The 16,530-nt window shown below is 67.5% G+C and carries 16 protein-coding genes; 3 read left to right on the top strand and 13 right to left on the bottom strand.

What is annotated here, in order from left to right; all coding sequences use genetic code 11:
- Positions 1 to 9 precede the first annotated feature (9 nt).
- Genes BAMB_RS27850 through BAMB_RS27830 form a run of 5 tightly spaced genes read right to left on the bottom strand, consistent with a single transcriptional unit; the run spans position 10 to position 4,557 of the window.
- Positions 10 to 498, bottom strand: coding sequence for a phage protein NinX family protein (locus BAMB_RS27850; RefSeq protein ID WP_011660495.1), 489 nt, complete (start codon positions 496 to 498; stop codon positions 10 to 12).
- A gap of 12 nt (positions 499 to 510) precedes the next feature.
- Positions 511 to 1,320 (bottom strand): endonuclease/exonuclease/phosphatase family protein, encoded by an 810-nt coding sequence (locus BAMB_RS27845; RefSeq protein WP_011660494.1) that lies wholly within the window; start codon positions 1,318 to 1,320, stop codon positions 511 to 513.
- Positions 1,311 to 3,530, bottom strand: coding sequence for a VTT domain-containing protein (locus tag BAMB_RS27840; protein ID WP_011660493.1), 2,220 nt, complete (start codon positions 3,528 to 3,530; stop codon positions 1,311 to 1,313). The genes BAMB_RS27845 and BAMB_RS27840 overlap by 10 nt, the downstream gene beginning before the upstream one ends.
- Entirely contained in the window at positions 3,527 to 3,865 is a 339-nt protein-coding gene (locus BAMB_RS27835; RefSeq protein ID WP_006753757.1) for a hypothetical protein, read from the bottom strand. The genes BAMB_RS27840 and BAMB_RS27835 overlap by 4 nt, the downstream gene beginning before the upstream one ends.
- Entirely contained in the window at positions 3,862 to 4,557 is a 696-nt protein-coding gene (locus tag BAMB_RS27830) for an MgtC/SapB family protein (RefSeq protein ID WP_011660492.1), read from the bottom strand. Before BAMB_RS27830 ends, BAMB_RS27835 begins: the two co-directional genes overlap by 4 nt.
- A gap of 200 nt (positions 4,558 to 4,757) precedes the next feature.
- Between BAMB_RS27830 and BAMB_RS27825 the strand changes: the two genes are divergently transcribed.
- Entirely contained in the window at positions 4,758 to 5,000 is a 243-nt protein-coding gene (locus BAMB_RS27825) for a DUF6566 family protein (RefSeq protein WP_011660491.1), read from the top strand.
- 120 nt (positions 5,001 to 5,120) lie between these two features.
- On the opposite strand, the gene BAMB_RS27820 is transcribed toward BAMB_RS27825, so the two are convergent.
- Complete coding sequence (locus BAMB_RS27820) at positions 5,121 to 5,795, bottom strand: HAD family hydrolase (protein WP_011660490.1); 675 nt, start codon at positions 5,793 to 5,795, stop codon at positions 5,121 to 5,123.
- Positions 5,796 to 5,988: 193 nt separating this feature from the next.
- Here BAMB_RS27820 and BAMB_RS27815 point away from each other — a divergent pair, with 193 nt between their 5' ends.
- A complete protein-coding gene (locus tag BAMB_RS27815) occupies positions 5,989 to 7,173 on the top strand; it encodes a sugar transporter (protein WP_041491741.1) in 1,185 nt (394 codons plus the stop codon).
- Between the two features lie 304 nt (positions 7,174 to 7,477).
- Here the strand turns inward: BAMB_RS27815 and BAMB_RS27810 are convergent, their stop codons facing one another.
- The 7 genes from BAMB_RS27810 to BAMB_RS27780 form a co-directional block, all read right to left on the bottom strand.
- The gene (locus BAMB_RS27810) at positions 7,478 to 8,647 is read right to left on the bottom strand and encodes a helix-turn-helix domain-containing protein (RefSeq protein ID WP_011660488.1); all 1,170 of its coding nucleotides are present in this window, start codon (positions 8,645 to 8,647) and stop codon (positions 7,478 to 7,480) included.
- Positions 8,648 to 8,815: 168 nt separating this feature from the next.
- Complete coding sequence (locus BAMB_RS27805; protein WP_011660487.1) at positions 8,816 to 9,943, bottom strand: NAD(P)-dependent alcohol dehydrogenase; 1,128 nt, start codon at positions 9,941 to 9,943, stop codon at positions 8,816 to 8,818.
- 14 nt (positions 9,944 to 9,957) lie between these two features.
- On the bottom strand, positions 9,958 to 11,436 hold the full coding sequence (locus BAMB_RS27800) for a benzaldehyde dehydrogenase (RefSeq protein WP_011660486.1): 1,479 nt from the start codon (positions 11,434 to 11,436) through the stop codon (positions 9,958 to 9,960).
- 533 nt (positions 11,437 to 11,969) lie between these two features.
- The gene (locus BAMB_RS27795; protein ID WP_011660485.1) at positions 11,970 to 13,268 is read right to left on the bottom strand and encodes an NAD(P)/FAD-dependent oxidoreductase; all 1,299 of its coding nucleotides are present in this window, start codon (positions 13,266 to 13,268) and stop codon (positions 11,970 to 11,972) included.
- Positions 13,269 to 13,276: 8 nt separating this feature from the next.
- A complete protein-coding gene (locus BAMB_RS27790; RefSeq protein WP_011660484.1) occupies positions 13,277 to 14,023 on the bottom strand; it encodes an amino acid ABC transporter ATP-binding protein in 747 nt (248 codons plus the stop codon).
- A complete protein-coding gene (locus tag BAMB_RS27785; RefSeq protein ID WP_011660483.1) occupies positions 14,020 to 14,676 on the bottom strand; it encodes an amino acid ABC transporter permease in 657 nt (218 codons plus the stop codon). Before BAMB_RS27785 ends, BAMB_RS27790 begins: the two co-directional genes overlap by 4 nt.
- A gap of 29 nt (positions 14,677 to 14,705) precedes the next feature.
- Positions 14,706 to 15,470, bottom strand: a complete 765-nt coding sequence (locus BAMB_RS27780; protein WP_011660482.1) for an ABC transporter substrate-binding protein — start codon at positions 15,468 to 15,470, stop codon at positions 14,706 to 14,708.
- Positions 15,471 to 15,624: 154 nt separating this feature from the next.
- Here BAMB_RS27780 and BAMB_RS27775 point away from each other — a divergent pair, with 154 nt between their 5' ends.
- The gene (locus tag BAMB_RS27775; RefSeq protein ID WP_011660481.1) at positions 15,625 to 16,449 is read left to right on the top strand and encodes an IclR family transcriptional regulator; all 825 of its coding nucleotides are present in this window, start codon (positions 15,625 to 15,627) and stop codon (positions 16,447 to 16,449) included.
- Positions 16,450 to 16,530 lie beyond the last annotated feature (81 nt).

Here is a 16,530-nt window from a genome sequence, read left to right as displayed (position 1 = left end):
AACACCCCCTCACATGCGCGGAATCGACCGAATATCCGAACTGTCTCCCGTCGCCGCATCATCGTCCGCTTCCGGAATCGGCACCCCAGGGTCATAGCGCACCGCCGCCCCGTTCTCGATCCGGTGCGCGAACGACGGCGGAGCATCGACTTCGTCGCCGAAGCGCGCCCGCACGAACGCGCGCAGCACCGCCGTGCGCACGTCCGGCGCGCGTGCCGCGCAGGTCGACGGGCCGTCGATGAAGCTGGCGTCGCATTCGACGCCATCGCCGCGCCGCGTGATCCGCAGGTCGGCCACGCGCTCGAGCACCGCGCCCGCATCGGCCCACGACGCCGACGGCGCGAAATGCGCGTCGAGGCGTCGCAACGCGTCGCACGCGCCGGTCAGGATCACCTTCGGGTCGACGGCGGTGAAGCACAGCGTGTCTTCATCATCCGCGCACAACGCGCGTGCGCACCAGTAATCGAGGGCGGTTCCGGCGAGTTCGTCGGTTCGCATCGGCAAGCTCCGTCAGGTTTCATCAGGGTGGGGCGCTCGTCGCGCAAGCGGCGTGCCCGGCGTCGCCCGCATGCGGGCGACGAGCGGGTAGTGATCGGACGCACGCCGCGCGCGCATGCTGCGATGCACGTTCACATCGACGAGCCACTCGCCGGGATGGATCCAGATCCGGTCGAGCGAGAACACCGGATACAGCGTCGGGAATGTACGCGGCGCCGGCGCGCGCCGGAACCGCGTGACGAGCGCCCGCAGCGCGCGGCCGCGCACGAACCATTCGTTGATGTCGCCCATCAGGATCACCGGCATCGCGCCGGTGTCGAACGCGGCGAGCAGCCGCTGCACCTGCGCGCTGCGCTCGCTCGCCGACAACCCCAGATGGGTCGCGACCACGCGGATCATGCCCGCGCTGCTGTCGATGTCCGCATCGAGCGCGCCGCGCGGCTCGCGCTGGTGAAACGACAGGTCCAGCGTGCGCGCCGCGCGAATCGGGCAGCGCGACAGCACGGCGTTGCCGTAGCGGCGCTCGGGCGTGTCGATGGTCGGTCCGGCCACCGCGTGCATGCCGGTGGCGTCGCGCAGGTGCGCGAGCACGTCGGGCGCGTGCGTGCCGCCGAGCGGCACTTCCTGCAGCGCGATCACGTCCGCGTCGAGTTCGTGGATCACCTGCGCGATCCGGTGGGCCGCGCGCGTGTGCCACTTGCCGTAGCCGCCGCGGATGTTGTACGTCGCGATCCGCAGGTCGCGCCCGCCCGGCGCGGCGGGGGGCGGGCCGTCGGACGTGACGATGTTCGGCGGCGGGGCCGGTTGCACGCTCAGCGCCATCGTCGCAGCACCCTGACGAGCAGCACCGACACGCCGACCAGCACCGCGCCGATCGCCGCGAGCCACGCGAACGCGCCGGGGCCCGGATGGCTGAACGCGGCGGTCAGCTGGTGCGCGAACGTGACGGTCAGCACGATACCGGGCAGCATCCCGATCGCGGTGCCGACCAGATAGTCGCGCAGGCCGATATGCGATGCGCCGGCCACCAGGTTCACGATCGTGAACGGTGCGATCGGCAGCAGCCGCAGCACGGCCATCGCGACCACGCCGCGGCGGCCGAGGTGTTCGCTGAGCCGGTTCGCGCGCGCGCCGGCGAGCCGGCGCACCGCGTCGCGCCCGAGCCAGTGTCCGATCCCGTACGTCGTGGCGGCTGCCGCCATCGTGCCGAGCGCCGCATACGCGAAGCCCGGCCATGCGCCGAACACCAGGCCTGTCACCGTGATCAGCAGCGTGATCGGCACCGACAGCGTCGCCGCGATCACGTAGCCGGCCAGCAGCAGCGCGGGCGCACCGGGCAGCTGCGCGGCGTGAGCGGCCATTCGTGCGAGCGACGCGATGTTCAGCTCCTTGCCGAGCGGCGAGAAGCGCCACGCGAGCGCGAGCGCCGCGACCAACAGCACGGCCGCGCCGAGCACGAAGAAGCGTGCGGTCAGCACGCGGTGCTGCTCGCGCGGCACGAACTCGCGAACGAAGCGGTCCGGCTCGATCGGCTGCTCGGGGTCGAGCCGCGCGCTGACCGGCACCAGCGCGTCGAGTTGCGGCGTCACGACCGGCTCGAGCGTGCGCAGCGTGCGGCCGGGCTTGTCGCGCAACCGGTCGAGCACGGTATTCGGGCGTTCGTCATGCGCGAGCGCGGCGGCAATCTCGGCCGGTGTCGTGTCGAGATGTTCGGCCAGCAGCCGGTCGCGCAGGCCGGCAATCGCGGTGCGGATGCGCGGCTCGCCGGCCGCGACGAGCGCGATGCAGCATTCGGTGTCGAGCACCATCGAACGGTTATTGAGGTTCGCGCTGCCGATCACGATCCATTCGTCGTCGGCGATCGCGATCTTGCTGTGCACGTTCACACATGCGTCGCCGAGCCCGTCGACATGCGGATACAGCAGCCGGTAGCGGTCGAAGCGGTCGGCGGCCTTCAGCGTGCCATGCAGCCGCGCGCGCAGCACGCCCATCGTCGCTTCCTGCAGCCAGCCGCTCTGCACGCGCGGTGCGACGACCGTCACGTCGGGCCCCTCCGGATCGGCGAGCCGCTCGGACAGCGTTTCGCGCACCACCGCCGCGGTGAAATACTGGTTCTCGATATACAGGTGGCGGCGTGCGGCGCGAATCGTGTCCTCGACGAGCGCGGACACCTGCCGCACCGGCTCGCGATCGCGGTGGCGCGGCGCCGTGTAGGCAATGCCGAGCCGCACGTCGCGCAGGTCGACGCGCGCATCGGGCGGCCACGGATCGACGTCTTCCTCACGATCGAGATGCCGCTGCGCGCGGATCGCGATCGGACGCCCGCATGCATTGAACCAGCGCGCGCGCGCCTGCTTACCGATCGCGGCGGCCGCGTCGCCGTCGAACATCGCCTGCACGTCGTGAAACGGCCCGTACGGCATCCCGTGCGCGTCGCGGCGGCGCGGATCGTCCGCCGCGTGCGCGGGCGTATCCCAGCGTGCGCGCGTCAGGTCAAGCCCGCCGACGAACGCGAGCCGGTCGTCGATCACGACGAGCTTCTGGTGATGCGATGCGCCGCGCGGATGCGTGTCGTCGAGCCGGAACCGGATGCCGCGATGCGCGCGCCACGCGGCGCGATAGACGGGCGGCCAGTCGCGCTCGAGTGCGTAGATCATCGCGAAGTCCCACGCGAGCACGTAGATGCGCAGGTTGTGCCGCGATGATGCCAAGGCGTGCAGAAAGGCGGCGAGCGTGTCGGGCAGGCGGTCGCCGGGGTCGGCAGGCGGCAGGTGCATGCGGCTGTCGACGTCCCAGCCGACGATGAACACCGTATGGCGCGCCCGCAGCAACGCGGCACGCAGCGTCGCGAAATACGCGTCGCCGTCCACCAGCATCGCGAAGCGGTCCGCGTGGCGGATCGTGTCGCAGTTGCGCCCGCGCTCGAGCAGCCCGTGGCGCAGCGGCTCGTCCGTGCGCGACGGGTCGGCTGTCGCGCCATCGGAGCGCGCCGTCGCGACGCTGGCGCGCGTCATGCGTGCCGGCACGATCATCGGGCGTCGACGTCCCGGTCGCCGTCGATGCGTTGCAGCAGCACGTCGCAACGCGCGCGTAGCGCCTGCAGTTCCGGCGAATCGGCGTCGAGCCGGATGCGTTCGCCGCTGTCCGGATCGCCGTACGCGCAGGCGATCTCGTAGATGCCTTGCGCAATCGTGGCGGACGCGTCCGCGATCCTGATCCGGTCGAGCCAGCCGCATTCGGCGTGATGGCACGCGAGCCACGCGCGCAGCGCGCCGACCGTCTGGCTGGCCGTCATCCACGCGCCGCCGCGCATGCGCGCCGTCAGCTGGCTCGTTACGAGGTAGGAGAGCAGGTCGGTCTGAGTCACGCAAAACTCCTTGAAGAAGTATCGGGGCGACAGGTCCGCACGCCGGCGAGGTTTTGCAGCGCCGCGCAGATCGCCGCAAATTCCGCGCCGCTCGTGCGCGAGAACGACACCGAGATGTCGTCCGTGTCCGGATCGTCGTCCGACTGCTGGACGATGAATCGCTTCACGCGCACGCGGTCGGTGCCGAGCGTGTCGTGCAGCTTGCCGAGCGTCAGGCCGCCGCGCTGGACGACGAGCCGCAGTGTGCGCTGCTGCCGCTGGGTGATGAAGCGGCGCTCGAGCGGTTTTACGCCCGCCAGGATCACGAGGACGATCACGGTCGCACCGAGCGACGCAACGTACATGCCGCCACCGACCGCGAGACCGACACCGGCCACCGCCCACAGGCTCGCGGCGGTCGTCAGCCCGCGCACGACTTCGCCGCGCAGCAGGATCGAGCCGGCGCCGAGAAAGCCGATGCCCGATACCACCTGCGCGGCGACCCGTGACGGGTCGAGCACGACGCCGCTCTGGCCGTGTACGTCTTCGAAGCCGAACGTGGAGACGAGCATCACGAGTGCCGAGCCGACGCATACCAGCATGTGGGTGCGCAAGCCGGCGGCCCAGTTGAGGCGCTCGCGTTCGAGTCCGATCACGCTGCCGAGCAGCGCGGCGAGCAGCAGGCGTCCGAGGAGTTCGAGATGGCCGATCATCGTGGCCTCCTTTTGTTTGGCGTACTGGAGCGGGTCGATACCGGTTCGATACCCTGTTCGATGCTCAATAGGGACGCAAGCCCCGTGCCGGATCGGCCGATACCGGGCACGCCGCGTGCGCGCGGGGCCGACGGCGCGCACGGCGATCATGCGGCGCGCATTTTTTGCATCTTCATCGCAGATAAGTACAGGGGGCCAGGATGCAGCATCAACAGGACGCACAGGTTCGCGACCCGTATCGCGGCCACGAGATTCGCGTATGGGCGCGCCGCAACGCGCGGGGGGCGTGGGACGACGAGGTGCAGGTGTATGTCGACGGCGCGCGCATCGAGTTGTACGTACCGGAGCCGGCCGGCACGGAGTGGCTGACCGAGGACGAGGCGCTGCGGGCGGGCGTCGAGCGCGGGCGCTATCTGGTCGACAAGCGCGTCGACGACGACTGATTCCACCGGCACGGTGTTCGCACGCGCGTCCGGCATGGAGGCGCGTGCCCGACGGGAACGAAGCTGGGGAAGGCGATCGCGGAGACCCGGCCGATGCGGGTCGGCCGGACGATTCAGGCGTTACGGCCGCGCCGCGATCTCATCCAGATGCCACAGCAGATCCGCCGGATCGTCATACACGCGCAGCGCGCCCGCGCGTTCGAGCTCGTCGCTGCCGTAACCGCCCGACAGCAGCCCGACGCCAAGCGCCCGGCAGCGGCTCGCGGCGAGCATGTCCCAGATGCTGTCGCCGACCACGACCGTATGTTCGATCGGCACGTTCAGTTTCGCGGCGGCGGTCAGGAACAGGTCGGGATCCGGCTTCGCGTACTTCACCTGGTCGCGCGTGACGACCACGTTCTTCTCCGGATCGACGCCGAGCGCCTCCAGATTGATCGCGGCGGTTTCCATCCGCCCGCTGGTCGCGATCGCCCAGCTAATGCCGGCATTCGTCAGCGCGCCCAGCAGCTCGCGCGCACCCGGCAGCGGCCGGACCTGCGCGCGCAACCGCTGGTACGCGGCCGCATGCAGCCGCGCGAGCCGCTCGACGCGCTCGGCGTCGATGTCGCCGGCCGTCTCGCGCAGCAGCTGGTTCAGGAACAGGCCGCCGCTCATCCCGATCTTGCGGTGGATGCGCCACACCGACAGCTCGATGCCCTCGGCATCGAGCGCTTCCTTCCACGCGAGCACGTGCTGATAGACGCTGTCGACGAGCGTGCCGTCGAGATCGAACAGAAATGACGTTTCAATGCGCATGTAAATCTCCTGGCCCGATGGCATTCGGGCGATTCGTTCGGGGAAAGCGGATTCGACACATTATCGGCGCACGGCCGTGTCATCGCCGTGTTCGCGCATCGCGGCCGGGAGCGGCGTTTCAAGCGCCGCTGGTACAATCGCGCCGATGCGCCGGGCCGGCTGCCCGCGCCACCAACCTTCGTCGAATTCCCGTATGGCAACCCCGGACGCCGTCAGTTCCGAACAGTCGTGGTGGGGCGTTCTGGCCCTGGCACTCACTGCCTTCATCTTCAATACCACCGAATTCGTGCCCGTCGCGCTGCTGAGCGCGATCGGCGACAGCCTGCAGATGCAGCCGACCGCCGTCGGCCTGATGCTGACGATCTACGCGTGGGCCGTCGCCGTCGTGTCGCTGCCGCTGACGTTCGTCACGCGTCACGTCGAGCGCCGCAAGCTGCTGAGCTGCGCGCTGCTGGTGTTCATCGGTAGCCATGTCCTCACCGGCGTCGCGTGGAATTTCACGGTGCTGATGCTCGGCCGGCTCGGCATCGCGTGCGCGCATGCGGTGTTCTGGTCGATTTCCGTTCCGCTGGCCGTGCGGCTCGCGCCGAGCGACCGCAAAAGCCGCGCGCTCGGCCTGCTCGCGATGGGCACGGCGACCGCGATGGTCGCCGGCATTCCGCTCGGGCGCGTGATCGGCGAGGCGCTCGGCTGGCGCGTCACGTTCCTCGTGATCGGCGGCGCGGCGGCCGTCGCGTTGCTGGCGCTGCGCATGACGCTGCCGACGCTCCACAGCGAGGGCGCCGGCTCGCTCGCGAGCATCGGCACGTTCCTGCGCAAGCCGGCGCTGGTGTCGCTGTACGCGATCACCGTGCTGGTGATTTCCGCGCACTTCACGTCGTATACGTACATCGAGCCGTTCGTGCAGAGCGTCAATCATGCGAGCAGCAGCCGGATTACCTACGTGCTGATCCTGTTCGGCGTCGCCGGCGTGCCGGCCGCGCTCTGCTTCAACCGCGTGTTTCCGGAGCGGCCGGCCGATTTCCTGATCGCGTCGATCATCGCGTTGTCGGCCTGTCTGCTGATCCTGTTCCCGAGCGCGCTGAACATCGTCACGCTGTCCGTTCACACGCTGGTGTGGGGCGGCGCGATCGTCTGCTTCGGTCTCGCGATGCAGGCGTGGGTGCTGAAGCTGGCGCCCGAGGCGACCGATCTCGCCGTGTCGATCTTTTCCGGGCTGTACAACGTCGGGATCGGCGCCGGCGCGCTGCTCGGCAACCATATCGCCGGCGCGTTCGGGCTGCCGTGGATCGGCACGTTCGGCGGGGTGGTCGGGATCTTCTCGGCCGGGATCGCGTGGGCCGCGTTGCGGCTGCATGAGCGGCGGGCGGTGGCGTAGCGCGCTGATTCACCGTCGCGCCGGCGATCGCGATCACGCCGCCATAGCGGCATCGACCTGTCGTGCTCGACGATTGCGGCGGCGGGTTCGCGATGACCCGGCGGCGATCCGAGCAAGCCATTCGCGACGGGGGATGCGACGGCGGCGATCGGGTTCGCAAGGAATCGGGCAGGGCGATGGCGTGGCCGCCATCGTTTCATGCTCATCGCCGCACGTTGCACGTTGCACACCGCACACCGCACACCGCACACCGCACACCGCACACCGCACACCGCACACCGCACACCGCACGTTGCACGCCGCGTCAATGCAGCCCGTCAGTCCCGATCCCCGCAGCTTCGAGCCGCTTGAGCTTCGCGTACAGCGTCGTGCGTGAAATGCCGAGTTGCCGCGCGGCCGCCGACACATTGCCGTCGTGTTCGCGGAGCGCGCGGCGGATGGCTTCGAGCGACTGTTCGTGCAGGCTTGCCTGCGGGCTCGCGGCCGGCGCCGCGGTGCACACATCGGCGGCGTCTTCGAGCACATCGGCGTGGCGCGACATCGTCGCCCGATCGAGCGGCGCGCGCAGCGTGCGCACCCATACGTGGCTACCATCGTCGCGCGCGATTCGCTGCGGCGTGCGCGCCGGTGTCAGCAAACGACGCTGTTGCGCGGGCGTCGCGCCGGGAAACAGTTGCCGGAGGTCATACGGCGCGACCGGCCCTGCGGGCGCGAGATCGAGCATCTGCCGTGCAAGCCGGCTCACCGCGCGCACACGGCCCGCGCCGTCGAGCGCGATGACGCCGGCGAGCGGCGTGCCGAGCCAGCGCGGATCGTGCTGGACCTGCAGCAGATGGCAGTCGCGCAACATCGCATACAGCCGCTGCTCGGCGGACAGCGCCGCGTGCCGGAACTGCTCGCGCAGCTGCGCGACGTTGCGCCGGCCGATGCCGGTGATGTCGAGCGCGCCGATCACTTCACCGTCGAGGCCGACCAGCGGCACCGCGAGGCAGAATACCCGCGAGAACTCGTCGAGATAGTGCTGGGCGCCCGCGACGACGGCCTCGGCGCCGTCGTGAATCACGCAACTCGGCGCGGTCGTGCCGATGTTCGGTTCGACGATCCGGCGACCGGCCACGATCGGCGTCAGCAGCGCGTCGTCGCATTGCGGGCTGCGCCGCGCATGCACGATCGTGCCGCGCGGATTGACGCAGAAGATCGTCCACTCGCGGCCGCCGAACGCGGCCCACAGCGGCTCGATTTCCTGCGCGACGCAACGGTAGAGCCGCCGGTCCGCGCGCGATTCGTCGAGCTCGCGCTGCATTTCATAGCGGGCGTGTTGCCATGGCCGCAGCCCGGCGTCGCGCGAACGCAGCCACGAGCGCGCGACGCTGGCCGGCAGAGCAGTTTCGGGCAGCGGCTCGCCCGCCGCGAACCGGGCGCGGAGCCGGTCGAGGTCGACCAGCCGTGCAGGAGATTCAGGGGCTGTATTCACACATGCGCTCCATGTGGGTCGAATGGCCGGGCCGGGCATGCCGGCCGGCGTGTCGCGCGAATGCGTAATATAGCCCGGTGCTCGAGGCGGGGTATCTTCATGCCGTGCAAGGGCGCACGCAGCGGGTTGCCCGATTTGCATCGGGATGCCGCCGGCGGTGCCCCGCGCTCAATGCGGCAACCGTAGGATCGGTTTGAGCGTGATGCCGCTGCTGCTGTCCGCGGCGGCCTGGTTGATCTGCTCGAGCGGATAGAACTTCACCAGCCGGTCGAAGGGGAACCGGCCTTGCAGATGCAGCTGCACGAGTTGCGGAATGAAGGTCTGCGGCACGCTGTCGCCTTCGACGATCCCGCGGATCGTGTGGCCGCCGAGCAGCAGGCTGTTCACGTCGAATTCGGCCTTCGTGCCGAGCTTCGGCGCGCCGACCACGCCTATCGTGCCGCGCGAGCCGAGCGCGTCGATCCCTTGCGACAGCACGGCCGGCAGCCCCGTCGATTCGAGCGCGTAGTCGACGCCGCCGCCGGTGATCTCGCGGATCGCGTCGGCGACGTCGACTTCCTTGCTGTTGATCGCGTGCGTCGCGCCGAGCTCCAGCGCCAGTGCGAGCCGCGACGGCACGATGTCGACGGCGATGATCGCCGTCGCGCCGGCGATACGCGCGGCCATCACGGCGCTCATGCCGACCGCGCCGGCGCCGAAGCTCGCGAAGCTGCTGCCCGTGCGTACCGCGAGCGAATTGATCACCGCGCCCGCGCCGGTCTGGATCCCGCAGCCGAGCGGGCCGAGCAGTTCGAGCGGCGCTTCCTTCGGCACCTTGATCGCGTTGTTCTCGCGCGCGAGCGCGTAGCTCGCGAACGACGACTGCGCGAAGAAATGATCGTGCAGCGGTTCGCCCGCTGCGTCGCGGAGGGCCGTCTGTCCGTCGGCATCGGCACCCCCGAAGTTCAGCGCGAAGAACTGCCGGCAATACGCGCCGTGACCGCCGACGCACGACGCGCAATGGCCGCACGCGCCGTAGGTCAGCACGACGTGATCGCCGGCGGCGAGCATCTTCACGTTCGGGCCGACTGCCTCGACCACGCCGGCGCCTTCATGACCGAGCACCGCCGGCAGCGGCACCGGATAGTACTGGTCGCGCACGATCAGGTCGGTGTGGCACAGGCCCGTCGCGACGACGCGCACCAGCACCTCGTCGCCGCGCGGCGCGCGGATCCGGGCCGGCTCGATCGAGAAGGGCGCGCCGGCGGCGCGGGCGACGGCCGCGGTGACGGCGCGCGTATCGTTTTCGGTATACATGGTCGGTTTCCTCGTCAAATCGGATACAGCGGCGCTTCGCCCTTGATCGTCAGCCACTGCCACTGCGTGAATTCTTCCCAGTTTGCCGCACCGCCGATGCTCGAGCCATTGCCCGATGCGCCGACGCCGCCGAACGGGTTGATCGCTTCGTCGTTGACCGTCTGGTCGTTGATGTGCAGCAGCCCGGTGTTCAGCCGCTCGCCGATCCTCAGCGCACGGCCGACGTCGGCGGACAGGATCGCCATCGACAGCCCGTACTCGGTGCGGTTTGCGAGCGCGATCGCGTCTTCGTCGGTATCGAACGGCACGACGATCGCGACCGGCCCGAAGATTTCCTCGTCGAACGCCGGATTGCCAGGCGCGACGCCGCTCAGCACGGTCGGCTCGAAGAACAGGTCGCGATGGCCGCCGCCCGTCTCGACGCGTGCGCCGGCGCGACGAGCCGCGTCGACCACGCTCGCCGCATGGTCGCGTTGCGCGGCGTTGATCAGCGGGCCGAGGCCGACGTCGCCGGTGGCCGGATCGCCGACACGTAGGCTTTGCGCCTTCTCGACGAGCTTCGCGACGAAGCGGTCGTGAATCGCGCGCTGCACCAGCACGCGGCCGGTTGCCATGCAGATCTGGCCTTGATGCAGATACGCGCCCCATGCGGTGTTCGCGACCGCGCGGTCGAGATCGGCATCGTCGAGCACGATCAGCGAATTCTTGCCGCCGAGTTCCAGCGACACCTTCTTCAGATGGCGGCCGGCCGCTTCGCCGACCTTGCGCCCGGCCGCGGTGGAGCCGGTGAACTGAATCATCGCGACATGCGGATCGGCGACCAGCGCGGCACCGGCCGCGCCGTCGCCGGGCAGCACGTGCAGCACGCCGGCCGGCAAGCCGGCGAGCTCGAACACGCGTGCGATCGCGACGCCGCCGCACACGGCGGTACGCGGATCGGGCTTCAGCACGACGGCGTTGCCGAGTGCGAGCGCCGGCGCGACCGCGCGCATCGCGAGGTACAGCGGGAAATTGAACGGCGAGATCACGCCGACCACGCCGCGCGGGCGGCGACGCGCGAGCGACAGCCGGCCGGCCGCCGACGGCAGCACTTCGCCGGCCGCTCGTGACGGCAGCCCGGCCGCTTCGTGCAGTGCCTTGATCGTGACCGACGTTTCGAACGACGCCTTCGCGCGCGTCGAGCCGCTTTCGCGGACGAGCCAGTCGACGATCGCATCGAAGTGCGTTTCGGCGACGGCCGCCGCGCGACGCAGGACCGCCGCACGCTCGTCGTACGGCAGGCCGAACCATGCGGGCTGCGCGCGATGCGCGGCGGCCGACGCGTCGGCGATGGCTGTGCTGTCGGCGAGGCCGATGCGGCCGAGCGTGTTGCCGGTCGCTGGTTCGATCACGTCGGCCGAGAGCGGGCTCGCGTGCCAGCGTCCGTTGAAAGTCTTGCCGCACCAGACGTCGGCGTTGAATAGTGCGGTATTGGTGCTGATGCTGCTATCCATTTACGCTCCTGAGGACATTCGGATCGGCCGGATCGGGTGTTGGTTGGGGACTTGGGTGTCGACCGGCATGCGGGCGAGGGTAGGCAGGGGCGGGGAAATGGGGCTATACGGGTTTGTTCCCACCCGGCGGGGCTGCGCCGGTCGTGGTGCGGTTGCGGTTATGTGTGCGGAAACTGAACAGTCGTTGCGTGGGTTGTTGCGGCACGCCGGCTGATGACGCTGGGGGGATTGCTGGTGCAGCGGTACTTGCGTCGTGTCTGACAAGACTCGACGGGCAAATCGCCTGCCTCGGTAGCACTGGTTTGACGAGACCCACCGCACTTCAGGCGTTGCAGGCATTCCCGCGCATCGACGGCAACACGCTCGACCCGGCAAGCTCGGTGCGTATCATCGCCATCGCGGCAACCATCGACAATGGGCTCCAGCGAGCACCGTCGTCGCTTGGGAAGCGCGGCAGGCGTCGGCATTGGCCGCCAGTTCCAGCACTGTCACCAAACGACGTGCGTCAGCGCGCCGTTTATCAATCGGAGCGCTCATGACAGCGCGTCGAGCAGTCCATACCACGCCACTCCCGCACTGATATAGAGCCGCTGCAACGCGTGAAATGGAACTGGCTCGATCGACGTCGGCGGAAGCGGTAATCCGCGCGTCGTCCCGCCGATTAAAGCGGCCAGATGCTTCCCGAGCGTTGTCGCCATCGCAATGCCGCGTCCGTTGTAACCGAGAGCGATAGTCATGCCTTCTGCCGGCACGTGCACGTGCGGCAAAAAATTGCGTGTGATGGCGATGCGACCAGCCCATCGGAATTCAAACTCGATGTCCTTGATGTGTGGAAACATCAACTGGGCCGCACGCTCGAGATGCACCCAATCCCCGGCGCTGCGAGGGTCGCGAAAAGGTCCACGCCCGCCCATCAGCAAACGTCCATCCGCATCCTTGCGAAAGTACAGCAGCAGACGCCGCGAATCGGAAGTCACTTCGCCGCCCGCCAGAATCGTTGCGCCGACATCGTCCGCCAGCGGCTTCGTCGCGACAATGAAGCTGTTTGCCGCGATCACCGATTGCGCCAGTCGCGGCCAGAGTCCGTCGGTATAGCCGTTGGTGGCGAGCAGCACCTGTTTCGACTCGATGACCGGACCATGCGCCGTGCGAATGCGCCATCCGTTCGCGCCGCGCTCGACGCCCGCGGCGCGAGTCCCGCCATGAATCTCAGCGCCCGCCGCTTGCGCCGCGCGCGCAAGGCCGCGTGCATAACTCAGCGGTTGCACGCTGCCTGCGCGCCGATCGACCCAGCCGCCGACAAACGCGTCAGTGCCGAGCCGTTTCGATACCTGCGCACGGTCGAGCAACTCGACCGGCGCGCCACGCGCTTCCCACTGTCCTGCGCGAGCGTACAGCGTCTTCAGCAGCTTGTGCGAATGGGTCGGCTGAATCCAGCCCGCACGCGTTGCATCGCAGCGAATGCCGTGGCGCGCGACCAGATCGAAAACCGTATCAGCAGCACCGCCCGCCATTTGCACGAGCGCGTTGCCGTCGTGCGGACCGTAGCGTCGGATGAGTTCATCGGGATCGTATTTCAGGCCGGGAATAACCTGGCCGCCATTCCGGCCGGACGCTCCCCAGCCGGGCTCGTTGGCGTCGATCACGCAGACGCGCAAGCCCTGCTCCGCCAGATGCAACGCCGTCGACAACCCGGTATAGCCGGCGCCGACGATCGTCACGTCTACGACCGTCGAGCTATCGAGCCGAGGCGTTACAACTGCGGGTTCCGCCGTCGCTGCCCACAGCGAGGGCGGCAACGGCTTTGCGACTTCAACTTCAGCCAGGTTCATGATGGTCTTCAAATCCGGGGCGCTTCGGCAAGCGCGGGCATCTTGCCGAGAAACTCGCGCGTGCGGGCATGGCGGGGACGGTCGAACAACTCGGCCGCGCTGCCTTCTTCATGGATCGCGCCGTCGTGAAGAAAACACACACGGTCGGCCACTTCGCGCGCAAACGCCATTTCATGCGTGACGACGATCATCGTCATGCCGTCGTCGGCCAGTTGGCGCATCACGCCGAGCACTTCGCCGACCAGTTCCGGGTCGAGCGCCGAGGTGGGTTCGTCGAAGAGAATCGCTTTGGGCTCCATGGCCAGCGCTCGCGCGATCGCCACGCGCTGCTGCTGTCCGCCCGACAGTTCCGCCGGATGCGCGTTCATACGATGCGCAAGCCCGACCTTGTCGAGCAGATGCCGCGCGTGCTCGCGTGCCTGAGCGCGCGCTTGCTTCTTCACGAACACGGGACCCTCGAACACGTTTTCCAGCGCCGTGCGATGCGGAAACAGATTGAAACGCTGGAACACCATGCCGACCTGCGCGCGCAGTTCGTGGATCTGTTTCGATTTTGCGTCGACGGTGCGACCCTCGACGGTGATCTCTCCGGCGTCATGCCGTTCCAGCCCGTTGATACAGCGTAATAGCGTGGATTTGCCCGAGCCCGATGGACCGATCAGACATACCACCTGGCCGCGTTCCACATTCAGACTGACCCCCTTCAGCACGTGCTGATCGTGAAATCGCTTGTGAATCGAGTCGACCTTGATCATCGTTTTCCCTTCAGTCCAAGGCGGCGTTCGAGCCGCCGCAATCCATAGACGAGCGGCAGGCTGAGTCCGAGATATAGCAGCGCGACCAGCGTGAAAACCGTCATGTTCTGAAACGTGGACGATGCGATGAGCTGCCCGGCACGCGTCATTTCGGCGACCGTGATCGTCGAGGCGAGCGACGAATCCTTGAGCATCATCACGAGCGTGTTGCCGTACGGTGGCAGCGCGATCCGGAACGCTTGCGGCAGCACCACGCGCCGCATGATCATCGTGCCGCGCATGCCAATGGACTGCGCCGCTTCGATCTGCCCGTGATCGATCGCCTGAATGCCCGCGCGAAAGTTCTCCGCCTGATACACCGAGTACGCAATACCGAGGCCGATAAACCCGGCCTGGAAGGCGGACAACTGCACACCGAGATCGGGCAGCACAAAGTAGATATAGAAGAGCTGAACGATGATCGGCAGTCCGCGAATCACGTTGATGAAAGTTGCGGCCGTGTTCGACAGGACGCGGTTGTCGGACACGCGCATCAGCGCGAGCAGCAACCCGAGCACGGTGCTCAGGACGAACGAGCAGAAAGTGATCTCGATCGTGACGACCGCGCCTTTCAGCAGGATCGGCAGGAATTCAACGGCGTTCTGGAAGAACATGGCGGGCAGTCCTTATTCTGAAAACGGCGTCATTCCACCTGCCACTTCTTGACGATCTGCGTAAGCGTTCCGTCGGCCTTGATCTTCTTGATGCCGGCATTCAACTGCTCCAGCGTGGCCGTGTCGCCCTTGCGCACGACGAAGCACAACTGGCCTTTCACCGAAGGCTGATATCCGCTGACGAGGCGCAGTTGCGGATTCGGATTGTGCTGAAGCTGATAGGCAATGATCGGATGATCGCCGAAGCCCGCCTTGATACGGCCCAATGCGACGTCGCGCATGATGTCGGCGACCGAATCGTAAGTGCGCACTTCCTTGAAGATGCCCTTCTTGTTCAAGGCGTCGACGAACGCGGTGCCGACCTGCGCGCCGACGATCTCGCCCTTGAGATCGTCCATGGACGTGTACTGACGTTTGTCGTCCGCGCGAACGATCAGGCCCTCGCCATACGAATAGACCGTATCGGAGAAATCCACGACCTGTTCGCGCGCCGGCGTCTTCAGCATGGCTGCTGAAATGATGTCGATCTTTTTGGTGGTCAGCGACGGAATCAGCGACGAGAACGTGGTCTGCTCGATCTTCACATCGAAGCTCGCCGCCTTGCCCGTTGCCGTGATCGCATCGACTAGCAGCCCCTGGATCGAATTGCTCTTTACGTCGAGAAAGGTGAACGGCACGCCGGTGGCCGTCGAACCGACCTCGTAGGTGGTGGCGGCAACCGCCCAGGCCGGCGCGCCGGCGAGCAGCAATCCTGTTGCAAAGACACTAGCGAAGCGTTTGGCGAACTGGAACATGAGTCTCTCCACGGGGTTGGCGAGGGCCGACAGGAATATCGGCAACCATCGGTTTCACTATGATATTCGAATCAAAAATATCGATTAGCGTAACTTGAATATCGATATGCGATATGCTAGTCTCGATGTCACACCTAAACAATTGGGTAATTCCATGACACGCAAGACGTCCGGCGCGCGGCCGAAGGCCTTTTTGGATCCGGATGAGACGCCGGATGCGCTGTTCAATCAGTCGCTGGAGAAAGGAATCGCGGTGCTGCGCGCGTTCAGCGCGCAACGCCGTTCGATGACGCTGCCGGAAGTCGCGGAGGCGACGTCGATTACCAAAAGCTCTGCGCAGCGCATGATCTACACGCTGGAGAAGCTCGGCTACGTGAGAAAGCATCCGCGTACGAAGCGGTATCAGCTCGCGCCGCGTGTGATGCAAATCGGTTTCAACTATCTTGCCGCCGACACGCTGATCGACGTCGCCAACCCGTTTCTATCCGAACTCACCAATGTCATCGGCGAGACGACCAATCTGACCGAGCCGGATGGCCTCGACATGGTCTACGTGGCGCGGTTCGTGTGCATGAAATTCGTGCCGATCCACATGCCCATAGGTAGCCGTATTCCAATGTACTGCACGGCGTCGGGGCGGGCCTATCTCGCGGCGCTGCCGGACGACGAGTCACGCGCGCTGCTGGCGGCCAGCGACCGCGTGACGCACACGCAGTACACCGTCACGGATCTTGAGGAAATCGGGAGGCGTCTTGTGCTTGGGCGGCGCAACGGTTATGCGTCGAACCGCGAAGAGTTGTTTATCGGCGATATGACCATCGCGGCGGCGGTGCTCGACGGCGAGCGCCGCCCGGTCGGCGCGGTTCACGTCGTCGCGCCGACGAGCCGCTGGACGCTGGCGGACGCGGAAGCGCGGCTGGCGCCTGCGGTGATCGATTGCGCGCGCAGTATCAGCAATTCCATCAGGACGCTTGCCTGAGGGCGCGCCCACGTCCGGTTCGTCGCCAACACACCGCAAGGAGCCGTCTTCGCGTCGGAGCGAGAAGCGCGGAGGAAGCTT

The organism is Burkholderia ambifaria AMMD (genome assembly GCF_000203915.1).
Lineage (GTDB): Bacteria > Pseudomonadota > Gammaproteobacteria > Burkholderiales > Burkholderiaceae > Burkholderia > Burkholderia ambifaria.
The sequence above is the reverse complement of the archived record's forward strand: the minus strand, read 5'-3'. Positions and strand labels throughout refer to the sequence as shown.

Excerpts from the sequence above, each read along its gene's own strand:
- BAMB_RS27850 (WP_011660495.1), bottom strand. The coding sequence starts at position 498 with ATGCGAACCGACGAACTCGCCGGAACCGCCCTCGATTACTGGTGCGCA.
- BAMB_RS27845 (WP_011660494.1), bottom strand. The coding sequence starts at position 1,320 with ATGGCGCTGAGCGTGCAACCGGCCCCGCCGCCGAACATCGTCACGTCC.
- BAMB_RS27840 (WP_011660493.1), bottom strand. The coding sequence starts at position 3,530 with ATGATCGTGCCGGCACGCATGACGCGCGCCAGCGTCGCGACGGCGCGC.
- BAMB_RS27830 (WP_011660492.1), bottom strand. The coding sequence starts at position 4,557 with ATGATCGGCCATCTCGAACTCCTCGGACGCCTGCTGCTCGCCGCGCTG.
- BAMB_RS27825 (WP_011660491.1), top strand. The coding sequence starts at position 4,758 with ATGCAGCATCAACAGGACGCACAGGTTCGCGACCCGTATCGCGGCCAC.
- BAMB_RS27820 (WP_011660490.1), bottom strand. The coding sequence starts at position 5,795 with ATGCGCATTGAAACGTCATTTCTGTTCGATCTCGACGGCACGCTCGTC.
- BAMB_RS27815 (WP_041491741.1), top strand. The coding sequence starts at position 5,989 with ATGGCAACCCCGGACGCCGTCAGTTCCGAACAGTCGTGGTGGGGCGTT.
- BAMB_RS27805 (WP_011660487.1), bottom strand. The coding sequence starts at position 9,943 with ATGTATACCGAAAACGATACGCGCGCCGTCACCGCGGCCGTCGCCCGC.
- BAMB_RS27800 (WP_011660486.1), bottom strand. The coding sequence starts at position 11,436 with ATGGATAGCAGCATCAGCACCAATACCGCACTATTCAACGCCGACGTC.
- BAMB_RS27795 (WP_011660485.1), bottom strand. The coding sequence starts at position 13,268 with ATGAACCTGGCTGAAGTTGAAGTCGCAAAGCCGTTGCCGCCCTCGCTG.
- BAMB_RS27790 (WP_011660484.1), bottom strand. The coding sequence starts at position 14,023 with ATGATCAAGGTCGACTCGATTCACAAGCGATTTCACGATCAGCACGTG.
- BAMB_RS27785 (WP_011660483.1), bottom strand. The coding sequence starts at position 14,676 with ATGTTCTTCCAGAACGCCGTTGAATTCCTGCCGATCCTGCTGAAAGGC.
- BAMB_RS27780 (WP_011660482.1), bottom strand. The coding sequence starts at position 15,470 with ATGTTCCAGTTCGCCAAACGCTTCGCTAGTGTCTTTGCAACAGGATTG.
- BAMB_RS27775 (WP_011660481.1), top strand. The coding sequence starts at position 15,625 with ATGACACGCAAGACGTCCGGCGCGCGGCCGAAGGCCTTTTTGGATCCG.